The 19,569-nt window shown below is 39.4% G+C and carries 12 protein-coding genes; 10 read left to right on the top strand and 2 right to left on the bottom strand.

Annotation, left to right across the window (positions count from 1 at the left end; all coding sequences use genetic code 11):
* Positions 1 to 9 precede the first annotated feature (9 nt).
* From ACOJR9_RS16640 to ACOJR9_RS16605, 8 genes are all read left to right on the top strand, one after another.
* Positions 10 to 2,808, top strand: coding sequence for a hypothetical protein (locus tag ACOJR9_RS16640; protein WP_420934016.1), 2,799 nt, complete (start codon positions 10 to 12; stop codon positions 2,806 to 2,808).
* 94 nt (positions 2,809 to 2,902) lie between these two features.
* Positions 2,903 to 3,238 (top strand): hypothetical protein, encoded by a 336-nt coding sequence (locus ACOJR9_RS16635; RefSeq protein WP_420934015.1) that lies wholly within the window; start codon positions 2,903 to 2,905, stop codon positions 3,236 to 3,238.
* A 1-nt stretch (position 3,239) separates the two neighbouring features.
* Positions 3,240 to 4,370 (top strand): non-hydrolyzing UDP-N-acetylglucosamine 2-epimerase, encoded by a 1,131-nt coding sequence (gene wecB, locus ACOJR9_RS16630; protein WP_420934014.1) that lies wholly within the window; start codon positions 3,240 to 3,242, stop codon positions 4,368 to 4,370.
* A complete protein-coding gene (gene wecC, locus ACOJR9_RS16625; protein ID WP_420934013.1) occupies positions 4,360 to 5,577 on the top strand; it encodes a UDP-N-acetyl-D-mannosamine dehydrogenase in 1,218 nt (405 codons plus the stop codon). The genes wecB and wecC overlap by 11 nt, the downstream gene beginning before the upstream one ends.
* Before the next feature lie 77 nt (positions 5,578 to 5,654).
* The gene (locus tag ACOJR9_RS16620; protein WP_420934012.1) at positions 5,655 to 10,196 is read left to right on the top strand and encodes a glycosyltransferase; all 4,542 of its coding nucleotides are present in this window, start codon (positions 5,655 to 5,657) and stop codon (positions 10,194 to 10,196) included.
* A 133-nt stretch (positions 10,197 to 10,329) separates the two neighbouring features.
* Complete coding sequence (locus tag ACOJR9_RS16615; protein WP_420934011.1) at positions 10,330 to 12,369, top strand: D-glucuronyl C5-epimerase family protein; 2,040 nt, start codon at positions 10,330 to 10,332, stop codon at positions 12,367 to 12,369.
* Between the two features lie 292 nt (positions 12,370 to 12,661).
* A complete protein-coding gene (locus tag ACOJR9_RS16610) occupies positions 12,662 to 14,155 on the top strand; it encodes an FkbM family methyltransferase (protein ID WP_420934010.1) in 1,494 nt (497 codons plus the stop codon).
* A 243-nt stretch (positions 14,156 to 14,398) separates the two neighbouring features.
* On the top strand, positions 14,399 to 15,694 hold the full coding sequence (locus ACOJR9_RS16605; RefSeq protein WP_420934009.1) for a CgeB family protein: 1,296 nt from the start codon (positions 14,399 to 14,401) through the stop codon (positions 15,692 to 15,694).
* Positions 15,695 to 15,702: 8 nt separating this feature from the next.
* Here the strand turns inward: ACOJR9_RS16605 and ACOJR9_RS16600 are convergent, their stop codons facing one another.
* Together ACOJR9_RS16600 and ACOJR9_RS16595 are read right to left on the bottom strand one after the other, a co-directional pair.
* Positions 15,703 to 17,028 (bottom strand): alginate O-acetyltransferase AlgX-related protein, encoded by a 1,326-nt coding sequence (locus ACOJR9_RS16600; protein WP_420934008.1) that lies wholly within the window; start codon positions 17,026 to 17,028, stop codon positions 15,703 to 15,705.
* A gap of 18 nt (positions 17,029 to 17,046) precedes the next feature.
* On the bottom strand, positions 17,047 to 17,742 hold the full coding sequence (locus ACOJR9_RS16595) for a hypothetical protein (protein WP_420934007.1): 696 nt from the start codon (positions 17,740 to 17,742) through the stop codon (positions 17,047 to 17,049).
* Between the two features lie 174 nt (positions 17,743 to 17,916).
* Between ACOJR9_RS16595 and ACOJR9_RS16590 the strand changes: the two genes are divergently transcribed.
* A complete protein-coding gene (locus ACOJR9_RS16590) occupies positions 17,917 to 19,188 on the top strand; it encodes a hypothetical protein (protein WP_420934006.1) in 1,272 nt (423 codons plus the stop codon).
* Positions 19,189 to 19,218: 30 nt separating this feature from the next.
* The gene (locus ACOJR9_RS16585; RefSeq protein WP_420934005.1) at positions 19,219 to 19,545 is read left to right on the top strand and encodes a hypothetical protein; all 327 of its coding nucleotides are present in this window, start codon (positions 19,219 to 19,221) and stop codon (positions 19,543 to 19,545) included.
* The last annotated feature ends 24 nt before the right edge of the window (positions 19,546 to 19,569 follow it).

Here is a 19,569-nt window from a genome sequence, read left to right as displayed (position 1 = left end):
AGCACTTCAATGTCAAACTTTCTTATATGGGTTGGAGCAGGAGAAACTCAATCTCTTAATTTCAATTACGAAGACTATCGCAAAGTAATTTTCATAGATCCCTTACTACGCGTAAGCCCTCCAAGCGTTACAGATAATAGTGAAAAATTCGTATTTCTGACTAAGGGGGTAGTTCCCTGTGATTTCATATCGCAGCCTTTTTCTATTTTCAATAACGATGAGTTTTCTTCGTTTGAAGATCCTACTGCTTTGAAGCACCTATATCCAAACTTAACTATAGAAGAAGTTCGAGACATAGAAACAATCACTGCCCTCGATATTGTTCGCCAAAATAATGTGCTCGGTAACGAAAATACTTTAGTACTTGATGTTCCATGTATGTCTGCTGCGCTTCTTGAAGACTTGAAGAACAATGATTTGCTGAGACTGTTCAATACGCTAGTAGTGACGACTGGTCAACAGGCATTATATTCAAACTCGAATGATATTAATTATGTAACAAAATTACTAAATGATGAGTTTTATGAATTTGTAGAAGATTTTAGTGATGATAATGATTTATTGACACAAAAATTCGATTTCAACTCGGCACTAAAAAAGACGGCGGTTTTAGAAAATGAAATTCTAGATTTAAACGCGCAGTTAAAATTAGTAGCAGAGGCCAATCAAAAGAGTGAAAGTGATAAGGATGAACTCAAATTATTGTTGTCGAATTCTCAAATAGCATTCCGCGAAGTGCAAGATGAGTTGCAAACGGTTGAAGAAAAGGCAAATAGTTACGACGCTCAAATAAACGTACTAGCGAATGAAAAAGATAGTCTAGAACTTCAGTTATCAGAATCAAACAAAAAAGCCAAAGGATATAAGGCTCAATTAGACCTGCAAGAAACCCAGCTACAATCTGAGCAACAAAAGTCACATGAGCTTAAAGAGAGGCTAGAGCTTCAAAGTATTAGTGAAGAAGCTAATAGTAAAAAAATAGCATCTCTAGAAACTGACTTGAAGGCCGCTGGCGAAAAAGCCGAATCGCAAATGGCTCAATTAGACCTGCTAGAGAACCAGCTACAATCTGAGCAACAAAATTCGCATGAGCTTAAAGAGAAGCTAGAGCTTCAATGTATAAGTGAAGAAGCTAATAATAAAAAAATAGCATCTCTAGAAACTGACTTGAAAGCTGCTAGCGAAAATGCAGAAGCAACCGCTCAACAATTAGGTGAGCTCAGGTCAGCAAAAGAAGTGAGTGAAGCGCAATCACAAAAAGCCAACAAAAAAGCCGAAGAGTATAAGGCTCAAATAAGCCTGCTAGAGAACCAGCTAAAAGGTGAGCAGCAAAAATCTAGAGAGCTTACAGAGAAGCTAGAGTTCCAAAATATAAGTGAAGAAGCTAATAATAAAAAAATAGTCACTTTAGAAGCTGACTTGAAAGCTGCTAGCGAAAAAGCCGAATCGCAAATGGCTCAATTAGACCTGCTAGAAACCCAGCTACAATCTGAGCAACAAAAGTCACATGAACTTAAAGAGAGGCTAGAGCTTCAAAGTATTAGTGAAGAAGCTAATAGTGAAAAAATAGCATCTCTAGAAAGCGAATTAAGCGCGGCTAAAGAAAATGCCGCGCAAAAAGTTGAAAAATTCTCACTTGAGAATGAAAGGTTAACTTCTGAACTTGGCGAAGAAAAAGCCAAAACGATTAAAGCACATGAAATTTATGAAAAAGTAGCAGCTAGCGAACAAACCTTGAAGTCGGCGCTTAATGAGCTTGAGGTGAAACATAAAGATTCTGTTCAAAGTTATAGAGACCAAATAGACGACCTAAAAGCTAAGTTTAAAGAAAGTGAAGACAAGCAAAAAGAGACCTACGAATGGTTTGCAAGTAGAAAGCAACAAGTTGAAACATTAACGGTTCAACTTGAAGCACTTAAACGAGAAAACAAACTACTAGCTACGAATAATGAAACCGCTTTAGCTGTGAGCGAGCTTGAGCAGAGACTTACCGCTATGCTGAATAAGCAAAATGACGATAGTATCGAAATTGCCAATGCTTTGGGTAAACACGTTACTCGCTGCCATGAAGAACAAAAAAGTAATATAGCCAGTCAGTTTGAATTAAGAAAGTTATCTGCTTTGTCTCGGTTGCCTATCGGTAGCGATCCTCACTCAATGGATGCTTCCAACTTAGCCGAACTATCTTCTTTAGTAATCCAAAATAAATACGATGTAATTTTAGAGTTTGGAAGTGGTTTGAGTACGGTAGTCGCTGCAAGCGCATTGTCAGATAAGGCAGCTCAAAGCTCTAGCAATAAATATCTTCTAGATAAAAACAACATTAGCGATATAGAAAATTCTTTACCAAAGCATATTGCCAGTTTTGAGCAAAGCTCAGAATATTTCGAAAAAACGAGGGGACTTTTAGTTAGCGCTGGGGTAGATGCCTACGTAGACCTGGTGCTTGCGCCCATGGTATCTGTATCAAGTCTTGAGGGTAATTTAAATAGTGATCTGTTTTATGATTGCTCTGAAAAATTATTGGAGCTTAAGCGCCTTCTAAGTGCTAAGAGCGCAAATATCTTAGTTATTGTCGATGGGCCAAGTGGCAATGATGGAGGAGAGAGCGCTAGGTATTGGGCGCTCCCTATGGTGTTAGATTACCTTTCACCATTTAAATTCACTTTTTTCGTAAATAATAGTAAAGACAGTGAAGGTGAGTTACCTCAAAAGTGGAGGGATGAATGCAGTCGTCGCCAATTAACGCTAAACATAAAGCAATTAAACACGCCGAAAGGTATATCATTACTTAATATTCAACCTTAACTTAACTAAGCCAGTTGTTGAGATGAGTCGGTGGTCTTGTTATTATTCGCGCCGATTTTTGTCTAGGAAATACACTGGATGTAGGTGGTAATAAATGGACACGGATAAAGAAAACCAAACTCTTATAAAAGAAGCAAACCGTTGCTTTAAAGAAAAAAAATTTAAAGAAGCTGAACAACTATACATACGTGCAGGCAAAAAACTGGGAGCCGACCTAGTTGAAGCTAGCATATGGCTTTGTAAGAAGCGTCAGCAGTCTCTTAATGTTTATTCTAAAACTCGCACCAGCTCATCAATAACCGATGCAGAAGCTTATTCTGCGGAAAACTTTTTTAAGCAAAAAAAACAGCTAGAGCAAACGCAACAATTGCTTGAAGACTACTACCAGCAAACGCAAAACCTAAAACTTCAGCTAATGCAGAGAAATTAAAATGAAAGTATTAACCGTTTTTGGCACAAGGCCTGAAGCAATAAAAATGGCCCCCCTCGCAATAAAACTTGCAGAACAAGAGGGAATTGACGCGCGCGTTTGTGTTACAGCGCAGCACCGTGAAATGCTAGACCAGGTTTTAGGGTTGTTTGAAATTACGCCAGAGTACGACCTAAATATCATGAAGCCAGGTCAAGACCTGACGGATGTAACCACTAATATTCTACAAGGCATTAAGCCGATACTAGCCGATTTCAAACCTGATGTGGTTTTGGTTCATGGCGACACGGCAACCACTTTTGCTACTAGTTTAGCTGCTTACTATCAGCAAATTGCGGTAGGTCATGTGGAAGCCGGCTTACGCACAGGCAATATTTATTCTCCGTGGCCCGAAGAGGCAAACAGAAAGCTGACTGGGGCAATTACCACATACCACTTCGCTCCCACAGAAACATCGCAGCAGAACTTACTTAACGAGGCGGTAGCCCAAGAAAATATTACCGTAACGGGTAACACGGTAATCGATGCTTTATTAGATGTAAGCGCTAAGCTAAAAAATGACATTGCACTTAATAGTGAAATGGAAGTGCGTTTCAGTTTCTTAAATAAAGATAAAAAATTAATACTGGTTACTGGCCACAGAAGAGAGAGCTTTGGCGGCGGCTTTGAGCGTATTTGCAAAGCACTAGCCTACACCGCAGAACAGCATCCAAGCTGTCAAATTGTATATCCTGTTCATCTCAACCCAAATGTGCAAGAACCAGTTAATCGCATGCTAAAAGGCGTACCAAATATCACGTTAATCGAACCGCAAGACTACCTGCCTTTTGTTTATTTGATGAATCAGGCTCATATTATCCTAACCGATTCAGGCGGTATTCAGGAAGAAGCGCCGTCTTTAGGAAAGCCTGTACTTGTAATGCGCGACACTACAGAAAGACCAGAAGCAGTTAGCGCGGGAACCGTTAAATTAGTGGGCACTGATGTTGATAAAATAACAACGAGCCTTAATCGGTTATTGACTGATGAAAGAGCGTATGAAGAAATGAGCTTTGCCCACAATCCTTATGGCGATGGCAAAGCATGTGAAAGAATTATTGAAGTTTTAAGAGAGAAAGTTAATGGAAATTAATAAAACAGTATGCGTTGTCGGCATGGGGTATATTGGCTTACCAACGGCTGCGCTTTTGGCAAACCGCGGTTATAAAGTTCATGGTGTAGACGTTAGTAAGCACGCTGTAGACACTATCAATGAAGGTAAAATACACATTGTTGAGCCAGAACTAGATACGTTCGTTCATTCAGCAGTAAATAGTGGCATGTTAAGTGCTCACCTAGAGCCAGCAGAAGCTGACATCTTTTTGGTTGCTGTGCCAACACCGTTTCACCACGACCAATTTAACGAAGTAACGAACTCTCCGGTTCCTAACCTAGACTACGTAAAAAGTGCTACTCAAGCGATAGCGCCGTACGTTAAGCCAGGGAATCTAGTTTTACTAGAGTCTACATCGCCGGTAGGCACAACAGAAATGATGGCTGAAGAACTAAAAGCGGCCGGTGTTGATTTGTCACAAATTCATGTAGCCCACTCACCAGAGCGTGTTCTGCCAGGTCACATAATGCGCGAACTTATTGAGAATGACCGCGTTGTAGGTGGCGTTAACAGCGCGTCTACAAAAGCGGCAGCCGAATTCTACAGAACATTTGTTGAAGGCGAAGTACTAGAAACTACGTCGAAAACAGCTGAAATGGCAAAGCTGACAGAAAACGCGTTTAGGGATGTAAATATTGCATTCGCTAACGAACTTTCAATGCTTGCAGATGACATGAGTATCGATGTTTACGAGCTAATTAAACTGGCAAACCATCACCCGCGTGTAAACATCCTGCAACCAGGTTGTGGTGTTGGCGGCCACTGTATTTCAGTAGACCCTTGGTTTATTGTTAACTCTGCAAACGGCAAAGCCAAAATGGTTGAGCAAGCCCGCAGAACTAACGATTACAAGTCAGAGTGGGTTGTTGAAAAAGTTAAGAATGCCGTGCTTGAATTTGAAAAAGAAAACGGTAGAAAGCCTCAAGTGGCATGCATGGGCTTAGCTTTTAAACCTGATATTGACGACTTGCGTGAATCACCAGCGTTATACATAACTCAAGCTTTAAGTGAAACTAATGACGTGGTCGCTGTTGAGCCTAACATTAAAAGTTTCGATGGGTTAAAACTTGTATCAGAAGAGCAAGCTGACAACGCAGATATTCTTGTCTATTTAGTTGCCCATAGCCAATTTAAAGCGCATAGCAAGAGTGGCAAAACTTTAGATTTTGCTGGCTTGTTTAAATAAATTCTTTACGTGGTGAGAGCAAACTCACCACGTCGCTTTTCATACTTGTCATTTTCCACGCTAAGAAACTCTTTTCAATGAATAAAGCTAATCAAATAATTGACTTTGCCAAGCAAGCAATAATCGAAAGTTCCTCACAAACGAAATTAGATGCGCCAATTAATAAGCGTATAGCTTATGCAGTAAGTCACGGAAAAAGTTACGCGAGTAACGGTTATGCTATTCGCACTCATGGAATTGCAGCCGCACTCAATAAGCGCGGTTTTGATACTCTGTGCTTAATAAGGCCTGGAAGGCCTTGGGATTTTGGGGCAAAGAAAGAGTTTGCAGAACTGCAAAAAAATATTGAAGGTGTTACTTACGTTCATTCACCTTGGGAAAACTTTTTAGTACCTAAGACTGTGTTCGAAAGAATCAAAGTGATGGCGCTACGGTTTGAAGAATTGTTCAAAGTATATCGGCCAGAGATCGTTTTAGCAGCCTCTAATTATGAGGTCGCTTTCCCAGCGTATATTGCAGCAAAAAAATTAGGACTACCATTTCATTACGAAGTAAGGGGTTTTTGGGAAATATCGCGATTATCCCGAGACCCTGATTGGGAGGGCTCGGATGGTTATCACGAACAAGTAGAACTAGAAAGCTTCTTGGTGTCAAACGCCGATAAGCTCTATACGTTGAATACCTCGATGGTGCAAGAGTTAGTGAAACGTGGAGCTAATCGAGCAAGCATAAGCTTAGTGCCTAATGCAGCTCCCTCCGTTTCCAATGTTGAAAGCAAGAGTACAAAACACCGTAGTGAACTTTTTAATGACTATGAAGACACATTCCTTCTTGGTTACGTTGGTGCGCTTACAGACTACGAAGGTATAGATACTCTTTTGCAAGCCATAGCGTCTCTTAAAGATGAAAAAGTAAAATTACTTGTAGTAGGTGGAAATAATCCCGTCAATGATTCTGACAAGAATGATGAAGTCTTAAAGAGATTCAAAGAGCTAGCGATGGAGCTTGGCTTGCAAAACCAGGTGGTTTTTACTGGCAGAGTCGCGCATGAAGCAGTAGGTGACTATATACGAGCTGTAGATGCATGTGTTGTTCCCAGAAAGCCAGACTTAGTCTGTGAACTCGTAAGTGCGTTAAAGCCTCTGGAATATATGGCGTTTAGCAAGCCTATAATTGCATCTAATGTAGCGCCACAAAAAGAGCTATTAAAGCAGGGTAAGTTAGGTTGGCTATATGAAAAAGGAAGTGTGGAGTCGCTTGCTCAAACAATCATAAAACTAAGAAACGAGAGTAAGGCCGCGGTTGCGGAGAAAGTCGCTGCTGCCAGAGCATTAATTGATAATGAGCTTACTTGGGAGAAAGTTGTAACACCAATGGTCGACCAATTGGTTAACCCAAGTGAACATTATTCTATTAAGGCTGAAAACGAAATAAATACAAAAGTTGCCTGCATTATGGATGACTTTACGTTTCAGTCGTACAGTCCTGAGGCCAACTTATATCAACTTACACCCGAAAGCTACGTAGAAGAGCTAGCTGATTTTGAGCCAGAACTTTTGTTCATTGAGTCTGCATGGCGAGGGAAAGATGATCTTTGGGGGTCCAAAGTTGGTCACCGCTCAACGGAAGTTATCAACATAGTTGAATGGTGTAAACAAAGAAATATTCCTACAATTTTTTGGAATAAAGAAGACCCAATACATTTCGAAACATTCTTAAATACGGCGAAGCTCTTCGATTTCGTTTTCACAACAGACATAGACTGTATACATCGATATAAAGCTGCGCTTGGCCATGACAATGTTTTCTTCCTTCCATTTGCATGTCAGCCTAAATCTTCTAACCCAATAGAGAAGTACCATAGAAAAGACGCGTTCTGCTTTGCAGGCGCTTATTACGTTAAGTACCCAGATAGAACGAAAGATCTCGAGAGTTTTGTAGAAGCACTGCCAAATTATAAACCGCTGGAAATATACGATCGGAACTTCGGGAAAGATGACCCTAACTACACGTTTCCAGAGAAATATAGTCCTCATATCGTAGGAACGTTGCCTTTCAGTGAGATTGATAAAGCGTACAAGGGATACAAGTATGCTATCAATCTAAATTCTATAAAGCAGTCACAGACCATGTTTGCCCGAAGGGTTTATGAGCTTCTAGCATGCAATACAATAACAGTCAGTAATTTCTCTCGCGGTGTCAGAGCTTTGTTTGGGGATTTGGTGCAGGTATCTGACAATGGTGGTGAAATAGTAAGACGGCTTGAAAGTTTGGCAAGTGAAGAGTTGCTGGAAGATAAGTATAGACTAGCGGGGCTTAGAAAGGTCCTTTCTGAACATACCTACTCAGCAAGATTCAACTATATTTTGAACAAAGTAAATGGGACGAATCAAAACGAGCCGTTACCCAATTTTACAGTTGTTACTATAATAGAAACTCAAGAACAACTAGATTATATACTCGAATTGGCTTCACGACAGTCTCTTAAACCAACAAAGGTGCTAGCAATAACGCAGGAGGGTATTGAAAAATCCTTAAGTAGTTTGAACAGCCCGTTTGCAGGAGACGTTCGGCTTGTATCTATGTCTGAAGCGCAAAAGTATAAAGTTAAAGACATAAAAGTTTCTAATGAATGGGTCGCGCTATTTGACGCAAGAGACTACTATGGACCAAACTATTTATTAGATATAGCGCTTTCAACAAAGTATTCAAAAGCAAAAGCTATAGGGAAAACGAAACACTTTGATGCAAGTTCTGGTGAAGCTATTCTGCAAGACAAGGGGGCAACCTATAAAGATAATGTTGTACTTTCAAATAGGTGCTGTGCTATTTCCAGTAGCTTTAATCAACACATTCTTCTTAATGTTTTAGGTGATAGTTTCAACGTCAAAGGTCTTTCTATTGATAGTTTTAACTACTGTAAAAGTGTCACAACTTTAAAAAGTAAGAAAGAAGCATTTTCTAAGATGAAAGTTCGCGTTAATGACAGGGATTTCGACGAAGGAATGTCAATACAGGCGCTAGAGCAATTAGCTGAATCAATTCAACCTACAAAAGATAGTGTAGAAAAGAAGCAAGCCTATTCAGCGAAGCAGTTGTTTAGCTTTTTACCTCCCAAGCTGAGTTGCAGCAGCTCGGTAGTTCTGAGCGAAAATGGGATAGAGGTAACGTCAACACTAGAAGATGGCAAACATGAATACATTTATTTCAGCGATAAGAGTGCTATTCCTATAAATGATTTGAATTTAAAGGGCGCTAAGCTGCCGTTACATTTAGAAATAACACCGGGCTTAAAACTATCTTTCGTTGTCCTTTATCTTAACGATAAGAAACAAAAGCTTACTCACGATATAATTCAACCTAACAAGAACAATGCGCTTACCCTACCGGACGGTACTCAATTTGTGAAATTTGGTTTGAGGATATATCAAGGTGGAACGTGCTCTATAGTTAAACTCCTTATTGATGAAAAAGATCTTTCTCCGGAAAATATTCTTGGGAAATCAGAAACGCTTTTAATTGCGAATAACTATCCGAGTTACGAAGACTTGTACAGGAATGGATTTGTACACAGTAGGGTAAAGGCTTATAAAGAGCATGGTGCAAATGTTGATGTATTTCGTTTCCGTAAAGACACAGCGGTTAGCTGGCACGAATTCCAAGATGTCGATGTCATAACCGGCTCTGAAATAGCGCTCAACCGTTTATTAACTAGCGGAAGATATAAGCATGTGCTTGTCCACTTTTTAGATGCTGAAATGTGGGAAGTGCTTTCACAATTTATAGATAAAATAAAAGTCACTGTCTGGGTGCATGGTGCAGACATACAGCCATGGTATAGAAGAAAGTTTAATATCACTACGCCAGAACAAAAAGTGAAAGCTATTGAGCTAAGCGATAAGCGAATGGCATTTTGGAAGTCTGTCTTAAAGCCCATCCACTCAAATATGAAACTTGTTTTTGTCTCGAAATATTTCGCGGAAGAAGTTATGGAAGACTTGGGCTTTCGTATCCCAGAAGGCTCATATGAGATCTTAAACAACCCCATAGACACTGAACTATTTCAGTATAGAAAGAAAGCACCAGAGCTAAGAAAAAAGATCTTGAGCATAAGGCCCTATGCCTCAAAAGTTTACGCAAATGATTTGACAGTCAAATGTATTTTAGAGCTTTCTAAAGAGCCGTTCTTTGACGAGTTAGAGTTCAGGCTTATTGGTGATGGCTTGCTTTTCGAAGAGACTTTGAAACCTGTTCGCGATTTCAAAAATGTCATAATAGAGCAACGATTTTTGAGTCAAGGGGAGATTGCAGAGATTCATAAAGATTACGGTGTATTTCTATGTCCATCGCGGATGGATACTCAGGGAGTTTCTAGAGACGAAGCCATGAGTTCTGGGTTGGTTCCAGTGACTTCTGATGTTGCTGCAATTCCTGAGTTTTTGCCAATTAAGCAGTTGCGAGCGCTACCGGATGACCACTCATCTCTGAAAGAAATAATAGTAAATATTTATCAAAAACCTGATGAGTTCGAAACGCTATCGCTTAGCGTTAGCAGTGAGGTAAAGAATAAACGAAGCTTAATCCACATTATTGAAAGAGAAGTTAGCCTTTTTCGGTAATGCAACGAGAGATTTTATTTTCACTAATGTAGTTTTATTAAAAAAGCGTTGCAATTTACAATACAGGCTAAGGTTATTTCTTGTGAAGTACGCTGTTTCTGAAAAAATTTAAAGGACTTAAAAGTTGGAATTCATGAGATATAGTATCGACGAAATTGGTCTTATCGAAGAAGGCAAACAGTCCCTTGTCGAGGGCGAAATTCACGGCTCAAAGATGGAAGCAATGGTGCGCTTTCGTGCAAATACTAGAAACATAGTTGTGTTTTTGCCATCTGCGCAAAAACAAAGCGAACCACCTAAGATACCAGTGTTCCACAGAGCTTCTTGGGGCACAGAGCTTTCATACACAACAATAATTACCCTAAGTGACCCTGCGCTCAACGACGTGGGCGGGCATGCTTGCTGGTTTCTGTCTGCAGAGTATGACAAGGATTATATTGAAAGTTTAAGTGAGTTTTTAAAGGTTATCACATCTAAATTATCGTTAGTGGGGTTGGGTATATATTTATACGGTTCATCTATGGGCGGGTTCGGGGCATTAATGATGGCCTCGCATCTTCCAAATTCACACGCGATAGCCGAAGTTCCGCAATTGGACCTGCGTACTTACCCTCATCAATCAGCAAAATTATGGCTGAAAAGTAATATTCTTGGGGTAGGTGTGGACGAATTTTACATAAATCAACCACATAAGGTGAGTGTTTTAAGTAGATATTTGAAACAACGAAAAATACCATCGTTCACATTGATCACAAATACAGCTGACGAAGAGTTTTCACAACACGTCGAATTCATTCGAGATTTAAGCAGTGCGACGAGCTTGGTTGAATCCGTAGGGGAGTATTCATTAAAAGTATGGCCGGAAGCTATCGGGCATCAACCTCTTGATAGAAATAGTTCTACTTCATTGATTAGCCACCTTATCGAAGAAAACGCAAGGGAGTGTAAGAAAGTTAATTCATCCACCATTATAGAAAAATTTGATAAGGAAGTTGTGGCTAATATTTTCGAGAGAATCCCAGCGTTCAATAGTAAATGCGATTATAGATTTTTAGATTATCAGCCTGATGGTGCATTTGCGCATACCGCTTATTATGGTATCAAAGGTGCAGATCCCGAATCTAAAAATAAAGTAACTTTGGTAAACGGTGGGCTGAAAGCTTGGTCGCAGTGGCATTTGGAAGGCAGGTCAGCGCAACACTTGGTCGAAGTCGCTAGAGAGGTTGGTGATTTACTTTTAGATGCGATGACTGACGAAGATATCATTCCTCTAAATCGTTACGACAGTGGCCATTTTCAATATGAAGATGGTTGGATATCAGGAATACAATTAAAAACAGTTGCGCTTTGGTCTAGGCTCTGGACCATTGAGGAAGATGCAGAAAAGAAAAACATATATAAAAAATGCATTTATCGATTATTGAATAGGTATCTTAAACCTATCAAGGAGGGAGGCATACTTGCTAATCTGGGTGATGTTTCGACCGAACTAAGCGATAACTGGCTTCCTCAAGAATATCCCATTCCCAATTCTATTAAACAAAGACACGTTTTGAACGGGGCTCAATTCGCTGTCATTGCGCTATATGATACGGCTCACATAGTAAAGGATAAAGGTCTTTTAGTAAAAGTTAATGCATACAATGAAAGTCTTCTTCACGTGGGAGTTTTATCTACTGTAGAATGTGGTGGTAAAATAGTAACGTCATATGGTTTAGAGTATTACACTAACCTAGATTCTAAACAGCGTCTTGGTAAAGCGGCTTATCACCTAACTCATATTAATTTGGCTGCCGTGCTTTACGGAATTACTAAGCATCCCAAATGGCTAGAATTGGCTAACACATGGCTGTTTGGCACATACGGATATAATGTTTCAGCCATATCGAATATTAAAAAACTACCTGTCGAAGAGTTTAAGGAGCATAATTTTAGTGTATCGGTAGATACAAAAGGTGAGTCATTTTATGTTTCAACTATTGCACCACAGAAGTTTGAAAGGCAAGTAGAGTATGCTTCATATTTCTACACAGGGGAGATAGTTGCTAAAAAGTTTTGGTATCAGACGTCGCCACAATTTGTAGTGCAAGTATCTGAGCCTATCACTAAGATAAGGTTCTTTGCACGACATGTTGATACTAGAGAAACTATATTCAAGGATGTAAATATTTAAAGTGTAGTCATGTGATGATTCAGTTATGAGCAACGCTCTAGTGGCGATTGGCCTTTTTATATGACGTTAATGGGGCTATATTGTTTTAATTGTGAAGCATATATTTGTTGTTATGTATGATAGAGATAGGTGTTGAATGCAGGAAACGTTTTATTGGACTGAGAATTCAAAGCCTAGGAACAGGCTAAGTCACACTTACGAACCTATTCAGCCATACCTGTTTCTAGGCCTTATCGAGTACTCAAGAGCAACTGTAGTTCTCGATATAGGAGCTAATGTAGGCCTGTATTCATTGACATCATCCATCGGCCCAAGCGTGAAGCGTATCATTTCCTTCGAGCCAGAAGAGCAGGCTTATAATGAATTGATAGAGAATATAGCTATTAATGGGTTATCGAAACTGGTCGAGCCAGTATTAAAATTAGTCTCAGATACCAATCAAACGTTAGGTTTTGGTGTTCACTCGGCGCTTTCGGGTATTAACGGCGTTTTAGACTCATCCATACATGATAGAGCACTGTTTCAAGAAATAAGAGAGCTAGATAGCGTCACTCTAGATAGCTATTTAAACTACATAGATACTACTCTAGCGGTAAAAATTGATGTGGAGGGGCATGAGCTACAAGTGTTAATGGGCGCTGAAAAGTTACTTAAAAGAAACCCTACTGTCATACAGATAGAGCATTACGTAGGTAATGGCATAGACGAGTTTTTATCTAGCATGGGTTACTTTCGAATACATTCAGCTGGTCATGATTACTACTATTCCAACATTGCTAATTTTCAGTGCGCTGAATTCGTGAACCGAGCCATTAGTCACGCCCACGCGCTTATGATTGACCATTCAACAGGCACTTTACAAAGCGAAAATCTCCTTAGTCAATCTTTAACGTTAAACTTTGAGATAAAGGATAAGAAGTTGAACGGAAGTGCTAGGTTGAAATCTGACATGTTCTTTGATGGTCCACTTGAATATGCGTTTTATTTGATTAAAAACGGTGAAAAACTGAATGCCCAATGGTATTCGACAGAGGCAGTCTGTGAATTTGATTTGCCGGAAGAATACACGGGTTACTCATTAAAAGGATTTGTGAGAGAGGTAAATAACCCTAAAAAAATGACATCTACAGAGGTCGTCGTTACGCAGAATGACATCAAGCATGGAGCTCGAAACTCCAGTCCTGAATCTTATAACGCACCGTCCAATATTAGGCAGGGCAATCGCCCATCAAATAATTGTCAATATGAGTTAGATTTCGAACAGTTATTAGGGCATCCTTACATGGAAACTGCTAATAACATAATGGTTCTAGGTGCCTGCCGTTTGAAAAGTAGTACAGTTGCTTTATTTCATCAACGTTCCAAGAAAGTGGTTTCTGTTTCATATACAAATAAGGAACAAGAAACTCAATTCAGCTCTTTTAGCAAATATGAACACATATCTACTTACTCTGAGGCTCAGTTATTTGATGCTATTCAAAAATTTAAAGGCATAGATAAAGAAAGTAGTTGCTTTGTTATTCTAGATAGCTTTTTTGATAATTTATCGTTAAGCGAGTCAATGATTAAAAAATTAACTAAGCAAGTAAGCAAAACGAATGTATTTGCCTGTCAAGTACTAACAAATAAAAGCTTTAGAGACCTCATGAAAAGGTATACACAGCGATTAATATTTATTTATCCAAAATCTAGTATTCTTAAACATGAAGTTTATCTTGATGAAAAATCTATAGGTGAAGATTCAGGAAATCAGCTTATAAGAAAAAAATTAGATTTTAGAATTTAACAAACAACTAAGCCTTAACAATGTTGATATCCAATCGTTACATGTAAAGCCAAAATGAAGTCATCTCATGTCCTTTTTTAATGCTTTATATTGAACACAATCATCCGTTAAAGTTAGTGATGAGATGGGGCAGCGCTTAGTTACAATACTAGTAATGCACGTTAAGTTGTGCTCTTCACAGTAAAAAGCCTTTATCGTTTGATTGGAGTTAAATGGTGAGTTTGATAACACAGTGATGAAATTATGTATATTCCAGCTAAACCACTTAAGCTAGTCTGCGTTTTAGACGAATTGACCCATGAGTGCTTTCGCCAAGACACTAGTTTATTTCCAATTTCACCATCGAGTTGGAAAGAGGAAATAAAGCAAGCTCAACCCGATTTCCTGTTTGTAGAAAGTTGCTGGTTTGGAAATAATAACCAATGGGGCAGCTTAATGTATGGCAATTCATACAATGCGCCAAATCAAATGCATGAGTTAGCCAAGGTTGTCGAATATTGCAAAAAGGAGGGGATCCCAACTGTCTTTTGGTCTAAAGAAGATCCCGTTCATTACGACAAATTTGCTCCCACGGCTAAGCTGTTCGACTATGTGTTTACTACAGACGTAAATATGGTCGAAAACTATCAAAAAGACTACGGTATAGATGCAGAACCTCTTTGCTTCTTTTGTCAGCCAGCGGTACATAATCCTCTAGAAGTTATCCCGCGAAAAAATAAAGCTGCTTTCGCAGGCTCTTATTACTCAACTAAAAAAGAACGCTGTGCCGATTTCGACGTATTAATTAACGCGCTAAAAAAAGCGAATGTTGATTACGATATTTTTGACAGATGCCTTCACCGAAAAGAGTCAAACCTAAAGTTTCCTGAAAGGTACAAGCAGAACGTGGTTGGTTATTTAGAACCGAGTGAAATGTGGAAAGCTTATAAAGGCTATAAGTACACAATTAACATAAATTCAGTTAAACAAAGCCCTACTATGTTTGCTCGCCGTGTATATGAATCGTTAGCTTCTGGAACACCTGTAGTTAGCAATTATTCTAAAGGCGTTGTTGAGCAATTTGGCGATATTGTTTGTGCTAGCGATGACCCTGATGAAATTGTAAGCTTCCTAGAGAAAATGCAAGATGAAAGCGAGTACAGAAAAGTAGTTGAGAAAGGCGTGCGTGAAGTGCTAAGCAAACATACGGTGGCAGATAGGCTAAAACAAATTTGCAGTAGAATTGGTATAGCTATTACCGATCACTTACCGAACGTTCATTTGGTTGCTAATGTCAGTAATATAAATGAAGCAGAACACGCTTATACGGTGTTTACTAACCAGACTTACAGAAACAAGCGGCTTGTGGTAAACATGGTAAATGAGAGCGCGCTTTACCCTTACCTATTAAAAACTGGTAGCAACACAACATTCAGGTTAGTCAACGAGTTTACTCAGCCTCCTAAGGGACTTCGCGTTGAATTGACAATGGATAAAGAGTTACCAACTACAGCTTTAGAAGACTATGCTTTGAAATCGCTGTACAGCGCAAGTATTTAGATTGTTTTTTAATTCGAGTCCATAGTATCAAGTATTTCCTTGATCTTTTTAACAGAGAAGGAGGCTTTGTCGGCGTTATAAACCATATCAGGTACATAACCAAGCCTACGCATTTTTTCTGCAATATAATCCGAAATCTTAATATCAAACGAAGGCGCCTTTACTACAAACCTTGCGTTAGACTGCGCCAACAAATAATCAGGTGCTATTTTTCCAACTAACTCTTTATCTATGTTACCTGCAGTATGAAAAAACACTACTGTTCTGAAAATTCTAGCTAGATAGTTAAACATGGAATAAACAGAAGAAGAGCCAAATACTAGTAAGGTTCCATCATTCAAAGCGTCAGGGTTATCTAAAATGAATGCCCTGCCAAAATTAGGTAGGTTGTTATCGTAAACAACCACTCGATTGTAATTAAAAGTAGTAAGGAAGTCTTCAGGGTGCCTTTGTATTGGGTAAATCTTCGACCCAAGATCGCCAGCCATTATACGTTTTACGTATACATCTTTATTGAAAATGTTTTCTATAGGCGCGCAGTCTAGGCCCAATTTTTTTGCCACTTCCATTGTAGCTACTCTAGCGCCATGACAACTCCAATGTGTGTCACACACTCGAAAGGTCCGTTCTTCAAAATGCTTCAGTGCACTAATGGGGGTAATTAAGCTAAATGAGTCGTCAACAAGTTTAGTTAATTGGTCTAGCGGTGTGTGTTTTGATTTCTTAAAAGGGTAGTGCTCTTCAACAACGAACTCTTTCGAAGGGGCAATAAGAAATGCACTCTTACCTGCCTGACTTAGCGCTAGGGAGCTAAAAGTATTAGCGTAGTCCGCCCAATTTTTCTTTTCTGTCCAACTGAGTTTGGCTTTACCCGTGAACTGCTCAACACTATTGTTGGTGTCGTTATCAAGGTACAGCCACTTGTCTTCGCCTTCTAGAATTTTAAATACGCCCTCTATGCAAAGTTCGTAAATCACGTGTAAGTGACTATCGTGAATAATTGCTATAGAAATACTAGATGATTTGGGAACTAGTGTGTGGTCGAAACCGCAGAGTACGTCCTGCCGAAAATTACTTTCTATAGTTGCCACTTTTTCAATTACATCAGGCCTTTCAGTTTTCAATAAGAGTGGCAATACTTCATAACCGTCTAACAGTACTAGAGAAGCTTCAACATCTACCTTCTTGAGGAACCAGCCTTTTACTCTAATTCCTTCCTTTTCAATAGTATTCCCCTCGTGTTGATCACCATTGCAGGGTTCATCTAAACACCATTTAAACTTATCGCTAACGTCAATGCCTGTTTGCTTCACAGAAATAGTAAAAACTGCCATTACTTTCTTATCATCCTATCAAAGGTAGTCATCAACTAGACTATATTCATGTTCCATTAAATACTTTAAATTGCCTAGCGATTGAGGGATACCTGCTTTGGTACGACTATTTCGATGCAAAGGTTTTAGCGATAGGTTGAACTCTTTGTTTAACAACTCAATAGAGGTAGCGAAACTATGCATCGAACCAACAAAGCTAAAATCTCGAATATCAACTGCTGAAAAAAATCGTGAATAAGCATTAACCATATAAGGTATAGAACTGTCTTTTATTATTCTCTCTACAATATCATGTTGGCTTTCAATGCCTTTAATTACATATAAATTATGAAGCATCTCATAATGGGGGTGCTTCCATTGAAGATCTAATAAGTGGCCCACCAAAGACCAAATGCGCTGAATAGGGTCACGCACCCAAACCATACTGTGCGCGTTTGGGAAGAGTTCGCTATGTTTAGGGTGGGGCTTAAAGTGGCCATGTACTACACTAGCGCTAATGCGAATTGGAATAGCGTTTCCTTTGCCAAATTTTTTTGCTTCATCGGGACGATAAACGCTAAAAACACGTGAACGACCAAACTCTTTGTAGAGCATCTGGCGCAGCGAACTGCCTGCTGTTTTGGGAATGTGGTATGAGAGCCACTGGATGTCTTTGGGCTGTGGTTTTCTATGTTGAAACTGAAACAGCGATGAGAGTGTTTGTATTAATATCATAGTGCATCTAAAACCTTGCAAGTGGTGAAGTATAACAGAGTTTTTTGTTCAACCACATGCAGCCAAGTAAAGTTTTAAATGTGTTACACCACCCAGTTTGTTATCATACGCGTCTACTAAAACGAGAATGACGCAGGCTGAACGTAGCCCTTTGCTTGGTTTGAGAGGATTTTAATGTTTTTAATTTGTACAGCAGAACACTCGGTGTTGTGGGAAGCGCTGTGTAAATCTTTGTCTTTGTATACGGTTAGTTCGATTGATTCTTTTGATAGTTTGAAAGCGCTTAACGTTGTCGCACGACCTGTAACGAAGGCAGATCTCGACCAGCAAGAACAAATATTAGAAAGTGCCGATATAGCGCTGGTCACTTTTCCTCCTGAGCTTCAACTAGCTGCTGCTTTGCATTATAGAGAAACAATTACAGTGCAAACCATCATCAATAACTTGAAAGCAACACGAGTACTTGCTCAAAGTGGATCGGCTAATCATGTATTTTCTATTGAAAACCTAGCTAGTGGGTTACGCGGTATCGAATCAGGGAATAAGGTTGCTCACTACCTTTCTAATCTAAAAGCTCCCGAGTTCTCAAAACATACCCTCAATATTGCAAAATCAGTATTAGAACTAGAACCTCAAATAGCGTCTTCTTATGATAAAGTTACGCAGTTTTATGCAAATGATTTTAATGCTCAGTCTGAAGCTGGCTCCTCTTTTAGTGATGCTGCAAACTGCCTTATTGAGACTATGCAGGAGCTATATCAGAGTAAAGAAGAATGCCAAGTTTTGATTGAGCAATTGACCAGTACACAGATTGAGGTTGCTCAATTAATGAGCGCCAAGCGCGCAAAAGAAGCTTCTTTAGATCAAGATGTATCGGTTCTTACCTCCCAACTTTTTGTGTTGCAGTACCAATTAGAAATGGGAGGAGGGCTCACTTCTGCTAACAATTCGAAAGACATTTCCGCGCTATCGGCAAAAAACAAAGAACTAGAACTAGAAAATGCCAACCTTCACTCTAAGCTTAAGCGTAAGTCTCAAGCGGAGAAACAATTGCGTTCGCAAGTCGCTGAGCTACGCTCAATTAAGCAGTCACCTTCTTGGAAAGTAAGTAAGGGCATAGACAAGTTGAATGCCAAAGTAAACCGCAATGCTAAGCAACGAAGGCAGTTACTTGAGAATGTTGCGCTTGTTTACAGCAGTGATTATTTCGACGCCGATTGGTACCTTTCGACTTACAAAGATGTAAAAGAGTCTGGTGTAGACCCAGCTGAGCATTATTTGGTCTTCGGAGCAAAAGAAGGGCGTCGACCTTCTGCGGAGTTCGATGGAGATTGGTACTTGAAGAGAAATACTGATGTAGCCAAGGCTGGAATGAATCCACTATTACACTTTTTGAAATACGGAGAAAGCGAAAAGAGAGCGCCGAACAGGTTTTCTTCTTTTTAGGCCATTTAGATTTAAAGGAACTTTATACCAATGAATAATGAGAAAGGCTCGATTATAGAGCAAGCTAGTCTTCTATTTTCTCAAGGTCAGTATGAGTTGGCCAAAGCGCTGTATAAAAAGGCAGGCAAGAAGTATGGCGAACATTTGTTTAAAGCAAATGTTTGGTTATGTAATAAACGGCTGGCGCAGCTTGAAAATGGAGAAGAGACTGTGAAAGTGCCTGTGCCAAACTTTACGTCGAATATTGCCTCTTCCCCTTCGTATGTTGAAGAACAGCTAGAGGCAACTCAAGCTAACTTAGAGAAATACTACTTTGAAGCGCAAGATCTGCGCAATAAGCTGCTCGATTTACAATAAAGGTTATTTTTATTACCTTTTTCC

It is taken from the genome of Alteromonas ulvae, assembly GCF_048987005.1.
Classification (GTDB): domain Bacteria; phylum Pseudomonadota; class Gammaproteobacteria; order Enterobacterales; family Alteromonadaceae; genus Alteromonas.
The sequence above is the reverse complement of the archived record's forward strand: the minus strand, read 5'-3'. Positions and strand labels throughout refer to the sequence as shown.